Origin of the sequence: Pseudoalteromonas sp. PAB 2.2 (genome assembly GCF_001938575.1) — a bacterium.
Classification (GTDB): domain Bacteria; phylum Pseudomonadota; class Gammaproteobacteria; order Enterobacterales; family Alteromonadaceae; genus Pseudoalteromonas; species Pseudoalteromonas lipolytica.
Genome location: NZ_LYPI01000008.1, coordinates 119,639 through 139,574, shown reverse-complemented (window position 1 = coordinate 139,574; position 19,936 = coordinate 119,639). Strand labels below are relative to the sequence as shown.

Annotated in this window: 15 protein-coding genes and 2 tRNA genes; 12 read left to right on the top strand and 5 right to left on the bottom strand. The window is 40.1% G+C overall.

Annotation, left to right across the window (positions count from 1 at the left end):
* Window positions 1–95: 95 nt before the first annotated feature.
* The 3 genes from BWD47_RS04680 to BWD47_RS04670 all read right to left on the bottom strand — a co-directional run bounded on the left by BWD47_RS04680 (window position 96) and on the right by BWD47_RS04670 (window position 3,616).
* Window positions 96–1,322 carry an amidohydrolase family protein gene (locus BWD47_RS04680; protein WP_075593524.1) on the bottom strand — a complete coding sequence of 409 codons (1,227 nt, stop codon included), beginning with the start codon at window positions 1,320–1,322 and terminating at the stop codon, window positions 96–98.
* 11 nt (window positions 1,323–1,333) lie between these two features.
* On the bottom strand, window positions 1,334–2,716 hold the full coding sequence (locus BWD47_RS04675; RefSeq protein WP_036968087.1) for an amidohydrolase: 1,383 nt from the start codon (window positions 2,714–2,716) through the stop codon (window positions 1,334–1,336).
* Between the two features lie 114 nt (window positions 2,717–2,830).
* Window positions 2,831–3,616, bottom strand: a complete 786-nt coding sequence (locus BWD47_RS04670) for a hypothetical protein (RefSeq protein ID WP_075593523.1) — start codon at window positions 3,614–3,616, stop codon at window positions 2,831–2,833.
* Between the two features lie 364 nt (window positions 3,617–3,980).
* Between BWD47_RS04670 and BWD47_RS04665 the strand changes: the two genes are divergently transcribed.
* A complete protein-coding gene (locus BWD47_RS04665) occupies window positions 3,981–4,343 on the top strand; it encodes a DUF3718 domain-containing protein (RefSeq protein WP_065978461.1) in 363 nt (120 codons plus the stop codon).
* Window positions 4,344–4,390: 47 nt separating this feature from the next.
* On the opposite strand, the gene BWD47_RS04660 is transcribed toward BWD47_RS04665, so the two are convergent.
* Window positions 4,391–5,086, bottom strand: a complete 696-nt coding sequence (locus BWD47_RS04660) for a hypothetical protein (RefSeq protein ID WP_036968078.1) — start codon at window positions 5,084–5,086, stop codon at window positions 4,391–4,393.
* 111 nt (window positions 5,087–5,197) lie between these two features.
* On the opposite strand from BWD47_RS04660, the gene BWD47_RS04655 reads away from it, so the two are divergent.
* Window positions 5,198–6,058 carry a fructosamine kinase family protein gene (locus BWD47_RS04655; RefSeq protein ID WP_065978462.1) on the top strand — a complete coding sequence of 287 codons (861 nt, stop codon included), beginning with the start codon at window positions 5,198–5,200 and terminating at the stop codon, window positions 6,056–6,058.
* Window positions 6,059–6,270: 212 nt separating this feature from the next.
* The gene (locus BWD47_RS04650; protein ID WP_036968072.1) at window positions 6,271–6,474 is read left to right on the top strand and encodes a CPXCG motif-containing cysteine-rich protein; all 204 of its coding nucleotides are present in this window, start codon (window positions 6,271–6,273) and stop codon (window positions 6,472–6,474) included.
* Here BWD47_RS04650 and BWD47_RS04645 read toward each other — a convergent pair.
* Window positions 6,471–7,100 carry a riboflavin synthase subunit alpha gene (locus BWD47_RS04645; protein ID WP_075593522.1) on the bottom strand — a complete coding sequence of 210 codons (630 nt, stop codon included), beginning with the start codon at window positions 7,098–7,100 and terminating at the stop codon, window positions 6,471–6,473. The two genes, BWD47_RS04650 and BWD47_RS04645, sit on opposite strands and share 4 nt — an antisense overlap.
* 97 nt (window positions 7,101–7,197) lie before the next feature.
* On the opposite strand from BWD47_RS04645, the gene BWD47_RS04640 reads away from it, so the two are divergent.
* The 9 genes from BWD47_RS04640 (at window position 7,198) to BWD47_RS04600 (ending at window position 19,904) form a co-directional block, all read left to right on the top strand.
* A complete protein-coding gene (locus BWD47_RS04640; RefSeq protein WP_075593521.1) occupies window positions 7,198–8,553 on the top strand; it encodes an MATE family efflux transporter in 1,356 nt (451 codons plus the stop codon).
* Between the two features lie 28 nt (window positions 8,554–8,581).
* Complete coding sequence (locus BWD47_RS04635) at window positions 8,582–9,550, top strand: DUF3080 family protein (protein WP_178387079.1); 969 nt, start codon at window positions 8,582–8,584, stop codon at window positions 9,548–9,550.
* A gap of 113 nt (window positions 9,551–9,663) precedes the next feature.
* A tRNA-Val gene (locus tag BWD47_RS04630) sits at window positions 9,664–9,740 on the top strand.
* Between the two features lie 26 nt (window positions 9,741–9,766).
* Window positions 9,767–9,843 (top strand) — tRNA-Val (locus tag BWD47_RS04625).
* A gap of 576 nt (window positions 9,844–10,419) precedes the next feature.
* The gene (locus tag BWD47_RS04620; protein WP_075593519.1) at window positions 10,420–13,392 is read left to right on the top strand and encodes a TonB-dependent receptor; all 2,973 of its coding nucleotides are present in this window, start codon (window positions 10,420–10,422) and stop codon (window positions 13,390–13,392) included.
* A 201-nt stretch (window positions 13,393–13,593) separates the two neighbouring features.
* A complete protein-coding gene (locus tag BWD47_RS04615; RefSeq protein ID WP_075593518.1) occupies window positions 13,594–15,120 on the top strand; it encodes a tryptophan halogenase family protein in 1,527 nt (508 codons plus the stop codon).
* A 9-nt stretch (window positions 15,121–15,129) separates the two neighbouring features.
* Window positions 15,130–16,617: a tryptophan halogenase family protein gene (locus BWD47_RS04610; RefSeq protein WP_075593517.1), complete on the top strand. Its 1,488-nt coding sequence runs from the start codon at window positions 15,130–15,132 to the stop codon at window positions 16,615–16,617.
* Between the two features lie 408 nt (window positions 16,618–17,025).
* Complete coding sequence (locus BWD47_RS04605) at window positions 17,026–18,354, top strand: GH1 family beta-glucosidase (protein ID WP_074989377.1); 1,329 nt, start codon at window positions 17,026–17,028, stop codon at window positions 18,352–18,354.
* Between the two features lie 17 nt (window positions 18,355–18,371).
* On the top strand, window positions 18,372–19,904 hold the full coding sequence (locus BWD47_RS04600) for an MFS transporter (protein WP_075593516.1): 1,533 nt from the start codon (window positions 18,372–18,374) through the stop codon (window positions 19,902–19,904).
* Window positions 19,905–19,936 lie beyond the last annotated feature (32 nt).

Below are 19,936 nucleotides of genomic sequence, written 5' to 3'. Positions count from 1 at the left end.
CCTTGGTATAAACGGGGTTTTATTACGTGAAAAAAAGAACAGTTAATTAAGCTAATTGGTATAAAAGGCCGCATAGGCGGCCTTTCTTATTAAAGTTACTTTGTGTACGCTCTTGGCATCGCTGATTCGGTTGTGTAACGTTCGCGCAATTTATCTTGACGCGCTTCAGTTGAAACCTCTTCACCATTGATCCACATTTTACTTACGTGTGATTTCAATTCAAATGGATCATTAGACCACATAACTAAGTTCGCACGTTTGCCTGTTGCTATTGCTCCTGAGTTCAAGCCAAAAACATCCGCAATATTACTGGTCACCGCATTCAATGCACCTTCTTGTGTCATACCATACGACACAGCGTTGCCCGCATCAAAACGTAACTGGTAAACATTGTGACTCGAGTCCCCTGCAACACCAATAATCACTTTAACACCGGCTTTTTCGAGTTTGCCTGCATTGGCTAAGTTAGCATGCATTGAATCAAAGCTACCCGGTAGATTTGCCATAGAACTGATAATCACCGGCACATTAGCTTTTGCTAAAGTATCTGCAACAACAACGGCATCATCACCACCATGAATTACTAAATTAATTCCAAACGTGTCTTTTAATTTCACTAATTCATAGATATCTGACGCGCGTTGTACACTGGCAATCAGTGGCATTTCACCTGAGAGTACTTTATCAAGGATCTTTTGCTCTGTGGTGGGGTCTTTTTTATCATCTTTTTTAGCTGACTTGTGCCCTTCAAGCTTGTCGATCAGTGTTTTCATCGACATTGCACGTGAGCCTTTACGCTTTTCACCTAAATGAACCACAAGGGCAACTTGTTTTTGATTTACACTATCGAAAGAACCCGATAAATCAACAACAGAGGCAAGACCTGCAAAAATACTTTCACCACCATTTGGCACGATTACGTCTTGAGTAATCCCGCCTTTTCGAGCATAAGGAATTAAGCTACTGCGTGGGTTAAAAGCAAGACTAGGATCGAAATCAATACTCGCTTTATCATCACCGCCGTCACGAGAACCCGCAACAGCCCCTACTTCAACTAAGCCAAGTTGGTTCATCGTACCGATAAACCCTGCGGTCACGATTTGACCTTGAGCATCAACAGTGGTGTCTGCATTTATTGATTCTGGATTAATTGCAACAATTTTTCCCTCGTCAATAACGACACTAGCACCTTCTAATACACCTTGTTCTGTTGATGTGTGAATGGTTGCATTAATAATTGCAATCGATTGTGCGCTCGCTACCGACGAAAATAAACCAGCAGCAACTAAAGAGAGCGAAAATGTTTTAGTTAATTTTGTCATCAATGTTACTCCTACTGTTGACCAAGCATGAAATCGCTTTGTGCTTGATATTTTTCATCATGACGATCGTATACCTTGGCACCATCAATAAATACTTGCTCAGCTTTTGCGTACACACTAAAAGGGTTTTGATTCCAGATAACAACATCGGCTTGTTTACCCGATTCAAGTGAGCCTGTTTTATCATCGATACCCAGTGATTTAGCAGCATTTGCTGTGATCCACTTAATAGCGTGTTGTTCTGAAATATTAAAACCAACATCGTTTGCACGGTACATCACTTTACCTGCTTCTTGGTTTAAGCGTTGAATAGTTGTATCGGAATCTGAGTGAACAATCGCGCATGAGTTTTTAACCGCATCGACAATAGCCACGTTTTCTTGAACCATGTCATAGGCTTCCATTTTAAAGCCCCACCAATCTGGCCACAGTGCTGCACAGTTGCCGTTTTCAGCGAGTAAATCGGCAATCTTGTACGCTTCAATACCGTGGTGGAAAGTGCCTGAGTGATAACCAAATTCTTTGCCTAGGTCGATCATCATCGCCATTTCTTCTGCTTTATAACAGTGGTTATGAATAAGAATATCGCCATCAAGGACACCCGCTAGTGTGTCTAGCTTAATATCACGGTGAGGAATTTCAGGATTTTTACCTGCCGCATAATCGCTGTCATATTTTTCCCACTGGCGCTTATATTCCGTTGCATCAATCCATGCTGTTCTGTAGCCTGCCATATTACCCATACGTGTTGAAGGTAATACCCCTTTGCTTCCATAAACACGTTTTGGGTTTTCACCACAGGCCATTTTTAAGCCATAGGGTGCATCAGGGAATTTCATACCTTGCATTGTATGTGAAGGAACATTTTTTAAAGTAACACCACGGCCACCAATTAAATTTGCTGAGCCTGGTAAAATTTGTAATGACGTAATGCCACCTTCACGAGCACGGTTAAAACCAGGGTCTTGCGGCCAAATAGAGTGTTCAACCCATACTTCAGCAGTCACTGGGCTTGTCATTTCGTTACCATCTTGATGCGATGCCACAGACGGTGTTGGGTATGCGCCTAAATGCGAATGCACATCGATGATACCGGGCGTGACCCATTTGCCTTGTGCATCAATGGTGTTATCTGCTTGTACAGATAAGTCCTTGCCTACTTGTTGTACTTTACCATCAACAAAATAAACATCAGCCTCGTCTAAACGCTCACCGGTGCCTGTTAGTACCGTTGCATTGGTAATAAGAGTACTTGTTGATGCCAGTGGCTTATAAGTACTTGGGTATGGGTTTTTATCAATCGTTACTTTTGGATCTTGTGGGCCATTATCTTGGCAACCCGCAAGCGCGATACCAAGTGAAATAACCATCAAGGATGGTGCAAATTTATGCATTTTGTTGTTTCTCCTTTTTTTTATTATATAACTTTAATCAAATGTTAATAGCAATGCTAACAAACGAGGTAAGTGACGTTTAAGTAAGACGAATTACGTTATTTCTTCCGTTACTTATTTTTTAATGTAATTCGTATAGAGCTTCTCTAATGCACCTTCGGTCGTGAGGCTGGGATCTTTATTAATAAAATGCGTCACGGTACGGGTTACGAAATCAGAGTTTTGTTTATGTTGTTTAGCAAAGCTTTTGATTAAAGTATTGGTATCAGTGGCTGCCGTTACTTTTTCATGACGGTGGCGATATTGACTCAAGGCACGATTAAAATCGCCGTTATAATCTTCAACGACTAATTTATAAAAGTCACTTTTATCGACGCTAAGCTCGTTGATACAGTAATTTAGCGCCTCTTTAAAGTCGTAAAAGACTATTCCTTGCACATCAAATTCAGTGCGTTTTTCGCGAATAGTAACGCGGGCATCTTCAGTCGCATAACTGTACCCCTGAAAATCAAGCCGCTGTGCAGCTTCTTCGCCTAATTTCATTCCCGCTTTAATACTATGAACAAATTCATCACTCATATCATCAAGCTCATTTTCATGCCACATGTGAAATACTCGCAGCGCTTTGGCATATTTATTGGCTATTTTCTTTTTTACTTTGGTGAATCGGCCATCAATCGTTAGCACTCGCTCATTATGAAGTAGCGCAAAACATTCATAACACGCTGGTATTGAAATAAATTCAGCGTCTTCACCTAAATCAATAATACTTTGCATCATATGAAGAGGGGGGCAATAATCGCGCTCAGTTGCCTCACAACCACAATAAAAGCATTGATTAAAATGCTTAGAATGTGAGGCATAGGCTTGTTGATAATAGCCTGATAATTTTGTGGTCACTTAAACTCCTTACACTTTATTCAGTGTCTAATAGTGAACATTTAAATTAGAGTTAAAACGTAAATGTAGCAATACCGTAAAACAAATAGAAAATACGCTCTCTAAACCTGCTCAGTTTGCTCTAAAATGAAATTATTTTCTCGTTATTTGTGTCAAAATTCATACTTTAAAATATGTCTAATCAAACGGTTATATATTGGGGTACACATCTACATACTTGCTTACATCTTGTCCGTTTTCATTAACAGCAATCAATCAAATTTAGGGTAATACTTTAATGGTGCCTAGCAAATAGGAATTGTGAAGTATCCCACGCGAGGTTGCACGACTTTCATGTCACATGGACAAACAACTGGAGAGAAAGATGAATACATTAACATTAGCATTTGGTACAGCACTTATTGTCGGTTCTTCAATGACAGCAACAGATGCAAACGCCGCACAGTTTGTAGCTGCAGATAATTCTGCTGGGACACAAGCATGTATGGCTATTGTGTCAAATAAACCCATAAACCTTGCTCAAACAATGCGTGATTTACGCTTAAACAAACGCGTCATCTCAGACAAGTTACAGTGCAATGATATGTCTACGGCACAGTTTGCCAGCACCTATGGCTTTAATAAATCAGCAAGCTACTTAAATTTAGAGCAACAAACAAAAACAAGTATTCAAGATATCGCTAAAGTCAGTGATAACACCGTCTACGTCATTTCGGGTTCTAAATAATGACAGATTTGATGTAGCAGACCTTGTATAGGTCTGCTACACACTTTTTATAAAAGCGCAGCAATTAAGCCAAATACACCACCAAACACGCCACCCCAAATAACCAGCCAGCCTAAATGTTCTTTAATCATTGTTTGAATGATATCTTTTACCATGACGGGAGTTAGTTCGTTTAAACGCTCATCCACTAACCTTTCTACCGTGTTATGTAACGAGCCACCAATGTGCGAGTTTGCAAACAGCTTTTCATCGAGTATTGTTTTAAATTCGTCACTGTGAGAAATATCAATGACGGCCTGTTTCATTTTATTTATGAACGGCTCACGCATTGGCTCTAAGGCATCACGTCCACCAAACATTCCTAACATACTGCCAAATTGCGATTGCTCAATAACTTCGATTAATGAGTCATAGGCTGGGCTTAGGTTTACTTCAGCAATAACAGGCTCTAATTCTATTTGAGGTTTCGCAAGAGCCATCACTTGATCTATTTTCTCTGCCGCGAAAAATTCCGTCATGACTAACTGCCTGATGGATGCTTTAAACGACTCAAACTTTAGCGTAATGACACCTGAGCCATACAAGAAAGGCACTTTTTCAAACAGCATATGTATCGCTAACCAATTTGTTACAGCGCCAGACAAGGCAAATAATCCCACAGATAATACAATCGCCTGATCAAACAAAAATCCAACTAACACGAAGGCCAAAGCCACTAAATTAGTAACAAGACTTTTATTCATTTAAATCCTCATGCACACAGCAAAATATTTAATAATATTAACGCTATGAGATTGTTAATTCACCGACTTTTTGCCATAGTTTAACTACATGGTTAAAAGGTGAGCGATATTATGTGGAATTCAGTGAATGAACAGATAAGCCAAGCTATGCACTTTGATTTTAAGCATACCTTTAAACGCCAACTGCAATCGCCCAACAGCGATAAATACTTTGAACTGCGCGATGAAAATCACCGATTTTTTGTCAAGGTGGCTCACTTAAGTGATTTAGAAAGATTAGAGTGCGAATCCTTTAATTTAAAGCTTTTAACGCAAGAAAGCTTATTTATGATCCCCGACTGCATTGCCACAGGGTGCAATATTGAATTTTCATTCATCGTTTTAGAGTGGTTAGAACTGGACAAACTTCCTCACTCAAATTGGCATACGATGGGCGAACATTTAGCCACACTTCATCAAAAACATACGCAAGCCATGTTTGGTTTTGATCACGACAACTTTTTAGGCCCCACAGTCCAGCCAAACCGATGGCACAAAAAATGGGATGTTTTTTTTGCAGAAGAACGGATTGGTTGGCAACTTCAACTCTTACAAGAGAAAGGCATTGAACTCGTTGATCAAGATATGTTTATCGCTTTTATTAAAGACACCTTGCACGGCCATAATGTCGAACCTTCATTACTGCATGGCGACTTTTGGCGACGAAATATGGGCTTTATACAAGCGGTTCCTAGTCTGTATGACCCTGCTTGTTATTATGGTGACCGGGAATGCGATATCGCTATGAGCGAACTTTTCGCACCGCTTCCTGATGCTTTTTATACTGCATACAATCAACAATACCCCCTGCAAAATGGCTATGAACAGCGTAAATTGATCTATCAGCTATACCCTATTTTAAATCACGCTAATATTTTTGCCGGACACTATCTGACTGAAGCTAAACAACAAATTGATTTGCTGCTTAAATAAACTTTAAATTGCTGTAAAACGAATGTCATAAACGCAAGAACAGGACTATAGTGTAAATAGAACACGTTTATATACAGGTGCTAGCCGCTTGTTTAGCGGTTAGTGTGTAAGTTATATCAATCTTATTAAATTTGCGTTCATCACCATTAGATTACGATTTTATAAGATTGCAATTTAACGAATTCAGGCATGCCTGATTAAGGTAAAAGCTGATGAAAGACAACTTTTCTCAACGTATATCCTGCCCTCATTGTGGACATCATATATTCGTGGCATTAGATGCCAGCGAAGGCGACCAAGATTATTACGAAGAATGTAGCGCTTGCTGTAACCCTATTCATTTAAACATGCACATTGATTACGCACACAACAAATTAGAATTACATGTTGACAGTGACGACGAGCAAATTTTTTAATTTGCTTGTCGTGCCAAATAGTTTTCAACCGTGTTTATAATTGTGTAAGTTTGTTGGTCAACCTCAATATTGAGTAGATTGCCTTCGCGTTGTTTATCTAAATTAGTAATCGCGAGAGTTTCAGGTATGAGGTGTAACCAAAAACCACGCTCATCAACCTCACCCACGGTTAAACTTGCACCATTTACGCTGACAAACCCTTTGTACAATACATATTTTTGCCACTTTGGATCGATTGCAAGATGCATTTTGCAGTTATTTTGTTCATGTATAATAGACGTTATGTTTGCCATACAGTGAATATGGCCCGATATAATATGCCCCCCAAGCTCAGTGCCTACCGTTACGGAGCGCTCAAAGTTGGCCCAATGTCCGTTTTGCAATTGACCAAGGTTAGTCAACTTTAATGTCTCATCAATCACATCAAAATAAATAAGTGTAAAATCACTGTCCTGAAGTGCTTTAAATTCGACAACAGTCAAACAACAGCCATTAATTGCAATGCTGGCACCCATAGTCAGTTTTTGCGCATACTCATTAGCGACTTTTAAGGTTAACCTTAGTACCCCACCCTCGTGCTTTGTGTGTTCGACAATGGCTTGAGTTTGTATAATTCCAGTAAACATCTTGGCGTCTTCTTTTATTCGCAAAATACATATCTGCGATTTTTATTGATCTTTGAATAGATTACAATGACAACCTGTTTTTTTAGTTGTGTATTTTATGTCTTTTTGTAGTTGGGAAGCCAAACGGTTAATTTCTTTAGCCATCCCTGTATTTTTGGCGCAAGTGACCCTGATATTAATGACGGTTGTTGATACCGTAATGGCAGGACAAGTGAGTGCAACAGATCTGGCTGCTTTATCAATCGCAACAGGTATTTGGAACCCCTTAATGTTAGCGCTTCAAGGTATCCTGCTTGCACTGACGGGAATTATTGCGCAGTTTTCGGGCTCAAATGACAAACACGGCATAAGCCATTATTTTCAACAAGGCCTATATTTAGCGCTGGTGCTTAGTGTCATTGGCTTAGGGCTTGCTACTTTAGCTGACAGTATTCTCTCTCATTTAAATACAACAGCGGCGATTACAACGCTCGCTGAACAGTATATACATTTTGTAAAATGGGGCATTTTTGGCTTTTTACTCTTTAGTGTTTATCGCAATATCACTGAGGGTATGGGCATGACCAAACCTGCTTTTTACATAAGCTTAATTGGCTTAGCCGTTAATATTCCTGCTAACTACGTGTTTATACACGGTCATTTAGGTTTTAATGCGTATGGCGGTGCAGGCTGTGGTATTGCAACCGCGTTAGTCTTTACGGCGATGGCTATCACACAAATGATATACTGCCATTTTGATAAAAAAATTAATGCAAAGGCGTTATTAGCGAATTTCTCGTTACCACAGCCTGCCACTATATGGACAATCACTAAAGTCGGCATTCCTATTTCACTGGCCACATTTTTCGAAGTGACACTGTTTGCCTGTATTCCACTGTTTATTGCACATTTAGGTGCTGTTGCTGTCGCAGGCCATCAAATAGCGGCAAGTGTAACCACTTTACTTTTCATGATGCCGTTGAGTTTATCTATAGCTATTAGTATTCGTATTGGTAATTTGTTTGGACAACAGCATTTCAAACAATTAAGAAGTGCGGTGAGTACAAGCTACATTTTAGCCGCTATTATTGCCTTTTTATTGGCGAGTGTGACTTTCTTTGCGCGAGATATTATAAGCCAATTGTACTCAGATAATCCTGAGGTTTTAGCGCTTGCCTCATCAATCATGGTACTTGCCTGTATTTACCAATTACCTGATGCATTACAAGTTTCTGCCAATGGAATTTTACGTGGTTTAAAGTATACCGCCCCAATTGGTTATATTACCTTCGTGTCGTATTGGTTGATCGGTTTTGCACTTGGATTCGTACTTGCTCGTACAGATTTAATTGTGCCAGCGATGGGGCCTCATGGGTTTTGGATAGGTATTATCGTTGGCCTCAGTGCTGCGGCCATCATGTTGATCTACACAGTTCATAGGCGATTTAACTATGCACCTTTTCAGCAAAACTAAGTCTTTATTTAAGCTCACAGTGTGTACTGTGAGCCTTGTGCTATTTGGTTGCTCACCCTCAGCCAGTGATATAAACAAAACATATGCCGAAAGGCTCAATAATGTTCTAGCATTTAAAGAATTTGAACTCACTAAACCCGCGCGCATTGAGCCCGTTCATTTTGATATCGTTTCAGGCAGCGTTCACACCATTGGCATGTTAGAACTTGCGCAGTTACGTCAATGTGAACTCGCAACGTTAATTGCAGAGCATAATAATCAATTAGGTAAAACAGCCACTGCTGCGGGTGTGCTTAGCTATCAAATTGAATTTATTCAAGCCGCTGAAAAGTGCTTAGATACCCTATCGCCTGACAATCCGCTGTATACAAAAATTGCCCAAGCTTCTGAGCAAAAACAACAAACGCTCCCGCAGTATTTTGAAGCAATGATAACGAACGAAAGAGAATTCAAAGTTATTTGGCAACTTACGTCATCTAACTTAGATGAACACACGGCAGGCTTCACAGAAACCGAGCACGCTATGAGCATGTTCGCGATGTTAAACGAACACATTAAAACCGGTGACATTAGTAAAATTGATACAGCGTCGCTTATAAACGCGTTAGAAGTATTAAATAAGTTTAAATACAACACCTTATTAGTGTCTGCCGTAAGAACACAAATTCATTATAATGAGCAACTCACAACGTTATTGCAGCAATATGAAATAGACGCACTCTGCCCTGTTAACAAAAATAAACAGAAAGCACAAAAGCTCAGTAATATTTTTAAAAAGTTTTATTTAGAGCAGTTACAACCCTATCAATCATTCTTAACGGGTAAACTCGAGTCACTGCTACCTTTGTACGAAAAAATATGGCAAGACCCAACGTTAGGTCATTATGTTGATAGCAGCCATGAAGGCAACATTCTTACACAGCTTAAATTTTCAGCAAAACAACACGTTACTTGGTGGCAAAACTTTTATAAGCAGTGTGAAATTAGTCCATTATGAATAAAAAAACAGCACTTAACACAAAAATAGCTAAAGCAGCTTGATTCAAGAAACCAGTCGCTATATATTAGCCACCGTTGTTTAGCCAATTAAACAACCACTAAAATCAAAATACAACCGTAGCTCAGTTGGTTAGAGCACTACCTTGACATGGTAGGGGTCGGTGGTTCGAATCCACTCGGTTGTACCACGATTTATTTGATATTTCTTTATTGTACGACCGTAGCTCAGTTGGTTAGAGCACTACCTTGACATGGTAGGGGTCGGTGGTTCGAATCCACTCGGTCGTACCAATTCTCCAAAATTTTTACATAAAAATAATTAGCCCAGTTACTTAAAGCACACCCACTCTTAATGACCCGGTCCAGTGGTCTGTGGTGCGTATCCACTCGGTCGTATCAATTAATTCTCTCCAAAATTTTTTCATAAAAATAATTAGCCCAGTGGCTTAAAGCACACCCACTCTTAATTATATCTCCCCTAGCACTGTTGGTTATATCACGCTCACTGCTCCTAGCCCACGCCAGATACTGCAAGCTTTAAGCGAGTCGTAGAATAATTAAAAATCGCAATGACTCTGTTAGTTACCGCACTTATTTATCATTTAATTACTACATGAAGTAAACGGTAATAATGAAAACGAATTAATAAATAACGGTAAATGGCTTGTGTTATTTTTTAATCAATTTTTTAAATCAACTGTTGACGTAAACGAAAATTAGCACTACCCTTTTCTGGAAGCGCTTTCAGAAGCGTTTTCTTTTTCGTTATTTATGGTAGCGCTTCCATATTTATGAAAAGGCATATTTAGACAACAATAGCATGCACTTGCTGCGTGAATAACAATGATAAAGAACGAGGGAAACCTAATGTCAAGCCATAACTTTAAAAGAACAAAGTTAGCAACTAGCTTATCTTTGCTCTTAGGTGCAAGTACCTGTTTACCGGCCTTCGCAGAACAAACTGAACACAACAGCGACATTGAAGTTATTCAAGTTACTGGTTTTAAAGGTAGTATAAAAGAATCAACGCAACTAAAACGCTACTCTTCCGGTGTTGTGGATGCAATATCGTCTGAAGATATTGGTAAATTCCCAGACACGAATCTAGCAGAATCATTACAACGCATTACGGGTGTATCAATTGATAGAAGTAATGGTGAAGGCTCGAAGGTCACTGTGCGTGGTTTTGGTCCTGATTATAATATGGTTACCCTCAATGGCCGTACTATGCCAGCAGCTTCCTTACCAGCTGGAGGAGGAACACCTAACTCAAGAGCTTATGACTTTGCAAACTTAGCCTCTGAAAGTGTTAAATCAGTCGAAGTTTATAAAACAGGTAAAGCAAGCATTGCTTCAGGTGGAATTGGTGCAGCAATCAACATTAATACAACTCGCCCATTAGATAACCCTGGTTTAATTGCAAACGTGGGTGTAAAAGCAATGCACGATACAACAAATCGTGTTGCTGATGATATCACTCCAGAGATATCAGGTATTTTTAGTTGGACTGATGCCGATGCCAAATTTGGCGCATCACTCACCGCGAGTATGCAAAAACGTGATAGCTCTGCAACGGGTGCATTTGTCAACGAATGGCGCACAACAGCATACGATGGAACAATTCCACAAGCAGCTGATGACATTATTGTTGAGAACGCCCCTGCTATGGGCCAGTATTATTCAATGCCATCTGATCTTCGCTATACAATTGCGGACCGCGAAAGAACACGTACGAACGCTCAATTAACTTTACAATATAGTCCCGTCGAATCATTAACAGCAACACTTGATTATACCTATTCGCAACAAGACTTATATGAAGCACGCGCAGAGCAGTCAATATGGATGGATAACTATAAAACCCACCTAATATTTGACGATAATGCCGTAAAAACGCCTATTTATTACCAAGAAGAGCGTCGTGATTTATCAACTCGAGATATAGGTTTGGCTCTACAAGAGTTAAATCAAGTAAATAAAAATGACTCTATCGGCCTAAACCTTGAGTACTTTTTTAATGATCAACTCAGCTTTGTTTTTGACGCACATAGCTCAAAAGCAACAAGTGAACCCGATGCCCCCTACGGCAGCTGGGTAAATGCGGGATTAGGTGCCAATATAGTTGCAGGCCAGCAAGTTGACTTTAGCCGCGATCTTCCTTCGATGGTTATCAATTTTGATGATTGCTCGCGCACTAACCTAAACTGCAGTGGTGCTTTGGAACAAAGCGATGTAGGTACTTCTATTCTTGATAGTAACTTTGCTCGTCAAGAATCAACAGTCGATGAATTCCGATTACTCGGTAAATATGAAATAGAAACGGGCGTGATTGACTTCGGCATTGAGTCTCGTTCAATGGAAAGTCATTCATTACAATCTCTTACTCGAAATACAATGGGTAACTGGGGTATCGAAAACCCAGGGGAACTTCCTGATGGTTATTTAAACCCGACTAATTTTTTAAATGAATTTGATGACTACGATACCTCAGGATCATTTGATCAAGGGTTTACTGGCAGTGCATCTGAAATTGGTTATTGGGCTGCACAACAGTACGGTTTTAACTTTGCTGCTGACGGTGCATTCGCGACCAACCGAACAATAAAAGAAGAAATTAAAGCAGCCTTTGTACAATATAAACATCAAGGTGAAATAGGTGATATGCCATTCAACCTATTAGTGGGTGCGCGTTACGAAACCACAGATGTCACATCAACTGCTAATATTGATTTACCTAATGCTGTTGCATGGGAAGGCAATAATGACTTCAATGTGCGTTATGGTACAGATAAACAAGATTACTCTCTCAGTTCTGACTACAACCATTTTTTACCGAGTATCGATTTCGATATAAACGTGGTTGATGATGTAAAAGTGAGAGCATCATACAGCACCACAATCGCCCGCCCTACTTATGATAATTTAAGTTCTGCAGCGACTGTCGGCGTACCTACAGGTCCAAAACTTATTCCGGGAACAACGAATGCACCAGCATCAACAGGTAACCCGGGGTTAGTCCCGCTTGAGTCTGACAATTTTGATGTGTCTGTTGAATGGTATTACAGTGATGTCAGTTATGTATCTGTTGGTTATTACAATAAAAAAGTCGACAACTTTATTGGTTTAACACCCATGACACAAAACTACTATGACTTACGTGATGTCTCAGCTGGCCCTCGTGCACAAGCGGCCATTGCTGAATTACAAGCCAGAGGACTTGCAATAACAGATTCAAACCTATTCCAAATGGTGGCTGCAATGGAAAATGGGGTTGAATTTGACTCAATGAGCTACGAAGAATTCGAAGCCGCATATGATATATTGCCTAATGGTGACGATCCGTTAATGGAATTTACAGCTCAAGTGCCAACCAACAATAAAGACGCCAAAATAGACGGGTATGAATTAGCGATTCAGCACTTCTTCGGTGACTCTGGGTTTGGTGTTCAAGCCAACTACACCATTGTAAATGGCGATATTGATTTTAACGTTGCAGCAGATCCCACAACAACACAATTTGCATTAGTCGGTTTAAGTGATACAGCAAATATCATAGCCATGTACGAAAATGATAAATTCCAAGCGCGTATTGCCTATAACTGGCGAGATAAGTTCTTAAACAGTGCTGCACGATATGTTAACGAACCAGCATTCACAGAAGAATATTATCAAGTCGATTTTAATGTGGCATATAACTACAGTGAAAAAATGTCTTTCTTTATAGAAGGGATTAACATCACAGAACAAAATAGCCGCCAGCATGGTCGCTACAAAGCACAGTTATGGAATTTAGAACAAAATGGCGCGCGTTATAATGTCGGTATGCGCTATAACTTCTAGATACTATCTCTTATCGTGATGCATTTTTAGCCAGTCTCTTGATGCACAAACACCGTACGTGTTTCAGTGTGGACCGCTGGTTAATTATTGCTCATGGTAATGAGAATTAGCTTTGTTGTCAGAGGCATATTTAGCTGAACCCTTTTTATGCCCGCAAGCCGTTCCTTGTTTGGAGCGGCTTTTATTATTTAAAGTAATGCTATGAATACACACATAAATAACATAGTCATCGTGGGTGGTGGCGCCGCAGGTTGGTTAACAGCAGGATTACTGGCAAGCGAACACCCTGATAAAAACATAACGTTAATCGAGTCAGTTAATATTGGGATCTCTGGGGTTGGAGAAGGCACATGGCCGTCGATGCGAAACACACTGCAACGCATCGGTATTAAAGAAACTGACTTTTTACGTCATTGCGACGCCTCTTTTAAACAAGGTTCTAAATTTATTAACTGGCAAACAGAATTAGAAGGCGATAATTACTATCACCCTTTTATGGTGCCTCAAGGCTATACCGAATGTGATATTCATGCGGCATGGCAATACCTATCCCCAGAGCATAAATACGCTGACACTGTAAACATGCAAAGCTTTGTTTGTCAGGCCGCTCTCGCCCCAAAGCAAGCCCAAACACCTGATTATGCAGCTGTTACAAATTATGGATACCACCTTGATGCACATAAGTTTGCTCACTTTTTAGCGCATCATTGTGTTAACAAGCTTAATGTAAAACACATTGTTGATGATGTACTGAATGCAAATAATGATAGTCATGGCTATATTCAAAGCGTAAATACGCTCAGTAACGCAGCTATTTCTGGGGATTTATTTATTGATTGCTCAGGTAGTGCAGGCTTATTAATTGCAAAGCACTACCAAATAGAGTACTTAAATCAGAATCACATTTTATTCAATAATTGCGCCGTCACGACCCACCTTCCCTATCAGGATCCACACGATAATATCGCGTCAGCAACGTTATCCACTGCGCAACAAGCAGGCTGGATATGGGATATTGGATTACCTACTCGACGGGGCATAGGGTACACATTCAGTGATAAATATTGTGACGAAGCAACGGCAATAAAGACCTTAAAACACTATGCAGAGCAATCTATTGGCTCCAAACTAGCGGAGCAACTTGATACTCGAACGCTGCGCTTTACACCAGGATACAGAAAAGAGTTTTGGCATAAAAACTGTGTCGCTGTTGGTATGTCACAAGGCTTTATTGAGCCCTTGGAAGCGTCAGCTTTAGCGATGGTGGAGCTAAGTATTAGTATGCTAAGCGAGCAAATGCCGTCAAACCGCCAACATATGACTTTATTAAGCGCACGTTTTAATGAGCGCTTTAACTACCGCTGGCAAAAAGTCATCGAGTTCTTAAAACTCCATTATGTGCTTAGCAAACGCAATGATAGCCCATACTGGCTCGATAACCGCCAAACGAATACAATTCCAACCGCGTTACAGAAATTACTCGAATTATGGTGTTATCAACCGCCAAGTCGGTTTGACTTAATTGAAAATGAAGAAGTATTCCCTTCGGCTAGTTATCAATATGTGCTTTATGGCATGGGTTTTCACACCCGTTTACCCGCTCATATGAGCACAAAACAGCAAGAATTTGCGCAGCAACTGTGTAAGCTAAATCGAGAGCGGATTGGGCATTACTTAAAAAATTTACCTAGCAACCGCTTATTACTCCAACAACTATTAGCTAAGTAAGGGTTAAGAATGACAAATCACTTTACCAAACATGTCGTTATTGCTGGGGGCGGTACCGCCGGTTGGATGGCCGCAGCTGCGTTAGCTAAATTATTAGGCAATGAAATAACCATCACTTTAATTGAATCTGATGAAATTGGGACTGTCGGTGTCGGCGAGGCAACAATCCCCCCTATTCGCACCTTTCATAAGTTACTGGGTATAGATGAACAGCGCTTCATGACCCAAACACAGGCGACTTTTAAACTCGGGATCAGTTTTGAAAATTGGCACAAACCAAACAGTGACTATATTCACTCGTTTGGCATGACAGGCAAAGAGTGCTGGGCTGGCGAATTCCATCACTTTTGGTTACATGCTAAAAATCAAGGTGTTAAAGATGATTTTGGCGACTATTGTTACGAATTGCAGGCTGCAAAACACGGAAAATTTGGCTTCAACAAGCAAAACCCAATCAACTATGCCTTTCATTTGGATGCCAATCGCTATGCTTTATTTTTACGAGATTTTGCTGAACAACACAGCGTAAAACGCATAGAAGGAAAGATAGAGCACATCAACAAATCTGCAACGAATGGCTTCATTGAAAGTGTCACTTTAAAAAATGGCACCACCGTTTCGGGGGATTTTTTTATTGATTGCACTGGCTTTAAAGGCTTACTTATAGAGCAAGCCTTGCATACAGGCTTTGAAGACTGGTCACACTTATTACCGTGTGATAGCGCTGTCGCTGTACAAACAACAGGCTCAGATGAAATTCTCCCTTATACACGCTCAATCGCACACCAATCGGGCTGGCAGTGGCAAATACCATTACAAAACCGTACAGGTAATGGCTTAGTGTATTGCAGTCGCTATTTGACTGACGCGGATGCCACACACCTATTACTCAACAATATTAGTGGCGAGATTTTAACAGAACCAAAAGTCATAAAATTTAAAACGGGGCGTCGTCTAAAAGGCTGGAATAAAAACTGCCTCGCTCTGGGTCTCGCAAGTGGCTTTTTAGAGCCTCTCGAGTCAACCAGTATTCACCTTATTATGACCGGTATAATCCGCTTTATACGATTATTCCCGTTCACCCATATCAGCCAACATGCAATTGATGAATACAACAAACAATTAAAATCTGAACTCGAGAGCATTCGTGATTTTATCGTGCTGCACTACAGTGTAACCGACCGAGACGATAGTGAATTTTGGCGTCATTGCAAAACAATGGAGATCACTCAAACACTCAGCCATAAAATTGCATTATTTAAACAAACAGGGCGCGTTTTTTTAGATGACGGTGACATATTTCGCGTTGATTCATGGGTGCAGGTAATGCTTGGTCAAGGAATAAAGCCACAGCAATATCATCATGTAGCCAGCTTAATGAGTGAACAAGAATTAATGCAGTTTTTACACGGTATTAAACAGCAAATAGCACATCGCCTTGCGCAATTGCCTAACCATAAAGAGTTTGTAAGTAAGTATTGCTCACAGAACAATTAGTGTATTGACTGATTGCCATGCACTTTTTAGGCTCATATCGCATAGAGTCTGTATGCTGTGTCAGTACTCATACCTCGTTAAATATGTTTGGTAAGTATACGCGTTTTATAAGGTCATACTATTACAGCGAGTGTCAACAGAGATGTGTAATTATTAATCGTTTTTTCTTTTATAAAGCAAGCAGTAACACTTGCTTTATTGTTTTTTAAAATGCAAAAAACACCGTATTAAACCCGTTATTAAAATAAACTATTGACCATAACCAAATTAGTCTCTAACCTAAATATGGAAGCGCTACCATATACACCCAATATTTTGCGTGTTTTTTTGAAAAAACATGGAAGCGCTTTCAGTAGAAAAGAATTAGTCACCATTTAACTTGCAATTGTTCACCAAAGGTTTCTTTAAATGACTCAGCTCACGTTACCAAAAAACTCACCTATGCTTAGCAAAGACTTTATCTATGGCGTCGCTACGGCTTCGTTTCAAATTGAAGGTTCTGCGGATAAGCGCCTCCCCTGCATCTGGGACACTTTTTGCGCAACCCCGGGGAAAATCGCCGATAATTCGAATGGTGAACGTGCGTGTGAACATGTCATAAAATGGCGTGAAGATATTGCTCTCATTGACTCTTTGGGAGTGGATGCTTATCGCCTCTCAATTTCTTGGCCACGAGTCATAACCTTAGACGGCACTTTAAATCATGATGGTGTAAAGTTTTATACCGATATACTAGATGAGTTAGCACGTCGTAATATAAAAGCCTTTGTGACGCTTTACCATTGGGATTTACCGCAACACTTGGAAGACAAAGGGGGATGGTTAAATCGAGAAACCGCCTTTGAATTTGAACGCTATGTTGATTTAATAAGTAAAGCATTTGGTAATAAGGTTTATTCATATGCGACATTGAATGAACCTTTCTGTAGTTCATACTTAGGCTATGAAATTGGTGTTCATGCTCCTGGAATAAAAGGCCGTGAATTTGGCCGAAAAGCAGCGCATCACCTATTACTTGCCCATGGATTAGCCATGAAGGTTCTGAATAAAAATAGCCCACACGCGCTCAATGGAATTGTACTTAACTTCACCCCTTGTTACCCGGTTACTCAAAGTGATGCCGATTTAGCTGCCACAGCATTTGCTGATGACTATATAAATCAATGGTACATGAAACCGGTAATGACCGGAGCGTACCCTGACATTATAGAGCAGTTACCTGAGGCTCATAAACCTGACATATTACCAGGGGATATGGAAACAATTGCTCAACCACTTGATTTTTTGGGTGTCAATTTTTACACGCGATTACACTATCAAGCGAGCGAAACTGATTATTATGAAGAAATGCCTCACCAAGCACCAATGACCGATATTGGCTGGGAGATATACCCAAAAGCGCTCACTGAATTATTAGTATCGCTGCATGAAAAATACCAGCTACCTCCTGTTTTTATTACTGAAAATGGGGCAGCTATGGATGACAAGATGATTAATTCAGAGGTTCATGATCAAGATAGAATTGATTATTATAATAGCCATCTAAACGCTGTGAACGACGCAATGGAGCAAGGTGTTACTGTCTCGGGGTATTTTGCATGGAGCTTAATGGATAATTTTGAATGGGCAGAAGGATACTCAAAACGTTTCGGTATTGTTTATGTCGACTATGTAACCCAGCAACGTGTTATTAAAGACAGTGGCAACGCATACAGTCACTTAATTAAAAACCGCTAATAATAAAGATACCAATAATGATAAAAAACACTCTGCCCTTACATGAAAAAATAGGCTACGCAATGGGTGATGCGGGCGCCAACTTAGTGTGGCGTGGCGCATTAGCCTACTTAGCCGTTTTTTATACTGACACATTTGGTATTTCAGCGTCTGCCGCTGCCCTCCTTTTTCTAGTCGTACGTTTATCCGATGGTGTCACTGATATCATTATGGGAATGATAGCTGACCGCACGCAAACGCGATTAGGAAAATTTCGTCCTTGGATTTTGTGGTCGACGCCTTTTTTAGCGTTATTTATGGTACTGTGCTTTACCACCCCCAACATTAGCCCAGTCGCAAAACTAATATACGCCTACTTTACTTATATCGGACTCACATTAGCTTACACAGTAAGTAATGTCCCTTATTCAGCTTTAATGGGAGTCATGACAGGGGATGACCTAGAGCGGGCAAAACTCTCTGGATTCCGTTTTGCTGGAGCATTCACTGGTGGACTATTAGTAATGGGTTTTTTGCCGGATTTAGTTGCTTACTTTGGCCAAGGAAACAGTGCGCAAGGTTATCAATACACTATGTATTTATTCGCTGCTTTACTCACAATACTCATGCTGATCACCTTTGCCAGTACGAAAGAGCGCGTTCAACCCGCTTTAAAAAAACAGACCCCATTAAAATATGAGTTATTAGATTTAAGTAAGAGCTTACCTTTTATAGTGCTTCCATTATTAGCAACTACGTTGTTTTTTTATTATCGTGAACTTTATTCAGGCCTTTTCTTTGCAGTAACAATGGGCTTAATGACAATTGTCATTCGTAAATTGCTGTCTCAAGATCACAGTAAACTCAGTGGCTCTCAGCAGGATATGGTGGACTTATTAACCAATAAACCGTGGCTTATATTATTAGGCATGGGCTTTTTAACCATGATGTTTAATGGCATAAAGTACGGTGTGATTGCCTATTACTTTAAATATTATGTGGGTAATGAGCTGATGGCCGGACAATATTTTATTGCCTTGTTAGTTGTCTCTATCTTTGGGGCTTTACTAACGGGGAAGCTGGCTGAAATATTTGGAAAACGCACTTTATTTATTCTTTCATTAATTCTAAGCGCCCTGTTTACAATTGCCTTTTTCTGGCTACCAAGTGACAACATCCCGCTGATCTTTGCTCTTGGTTGTAGTGCCGAATTCTTTGCAGCCATGATGCCTACCCTGTTTTTCTCGATGCTCGGTGATAGTGCTGATTATTCTGAGTGGAAAAATAACCGCCGTGCTACTGGCCTTATTTATTCTGCAGGTACATTTGTGCAAAAGACAGGCGGTGGATTCGCCGGTGCGCTTGTTTTAGTCGTACTCGCGGGCTACGGCTATAACGGTATGGATGAAACAACAATCGCTCAATCTTTAGAAGGTATGAAATTGCTTATGAGCTGGTTACCCGCAGCGTTTGCACTTTTAGCGGCCGCACTCATGCTCTTATATCCATTAACCACTGAGATGACAGAAAAAATTACAGAAGACTTGGCAATTAGACGTGCAAGTCTGTAAATTAATCTACAAAGGTATTTATTAAATTATCA

Coding starts and splice junctions, on each gene's coding strand:
- BWD47_RS04660 (WP_036968078.1), bottom strand. CDS start 5,086: ATGAATAAAAGTCTTGTTACTAATTTAGTGGCTTTGGCCTTCGTGTTA.
- BWD47_RS04620 (WP_075593519.1), top strand. CDS start 10,420: ATGTCAAGCCATAACTTTAAAAGAACAAAGTTAGCAACTAGCTTATCT.
- BWD47_RS04645 (WP_075593522.1), bottom strand. CDS start 7,100: ATGTTTACTGGAATTATACAAACTCAAGCCATTGTCGAACACACAAAG.
- BWD47_RS04680 (WP_075593524.1), bottom strand. CDS start 1,322: ATGACAAAATTAACTAAAACATTTTCGCTCTCTTTAGTTGCTGCTGGT.
- BWD47_RS04640 (WP_075593521.1), top strand. CDS start 7,198: ATGTCTTTTTGTAGTTGGGAAGCCAAACGGTTAATTTCTTTAGCCATC.
- BWD47_RS04650 (WP_036968072.1), top strand. CDS start 6,271: ATGAAAGACAACTTTTCTCAACGTATATCCTGCCCTCATTGTGGACAT.
- BWD47_RS04665 (WP_065978461.1), top strand. CDS start 3,981: ATGAATACATTAACATTAGCATTTGGTACAGCACTTATTGTCGGTTCT.
- BWD47_RS04600 (WP_075593516.1), top strand. CDS start 18,372: ATGATAAAAAACACTCTGCCCTTACATGAAAAAATAGGCTACGCAATG.
- BWD47_RS04655 (WP_065978462.1), top strand. CDS start 5,198: ATGTGGAATTCAGTGAATGAACAGATAAGCCAAGCTATGCACTTTGAT.
- BWD47_RS04675 (WP_036968087.1), bottom strand. CDS start 2,716: ATGCATAAATTTGCACCATCCTTGATGGTTATTTCACTTGGTATCGCG.
- BWD47_RS04605 (WP_074989377.1), top strand. CDS start 17,026: ATGACTCAGCTCACGTTACCAAAAAACTCACCTATGCTTAGCAAAGAC.
- BWD47_RS04610 (WP_075593517.1), top strand. CDS start 15,130: ATGACAAATCACTTTACCAAACATGTCGTTATTGCTGGGGGCGGTACC.
- BWD47_RS04615 (WP_075593518.1), top strand. CDS start 13,594: ATGAATACACACATAAATAACATAGTCATCGTGGGTGGTGGCGCCGCA.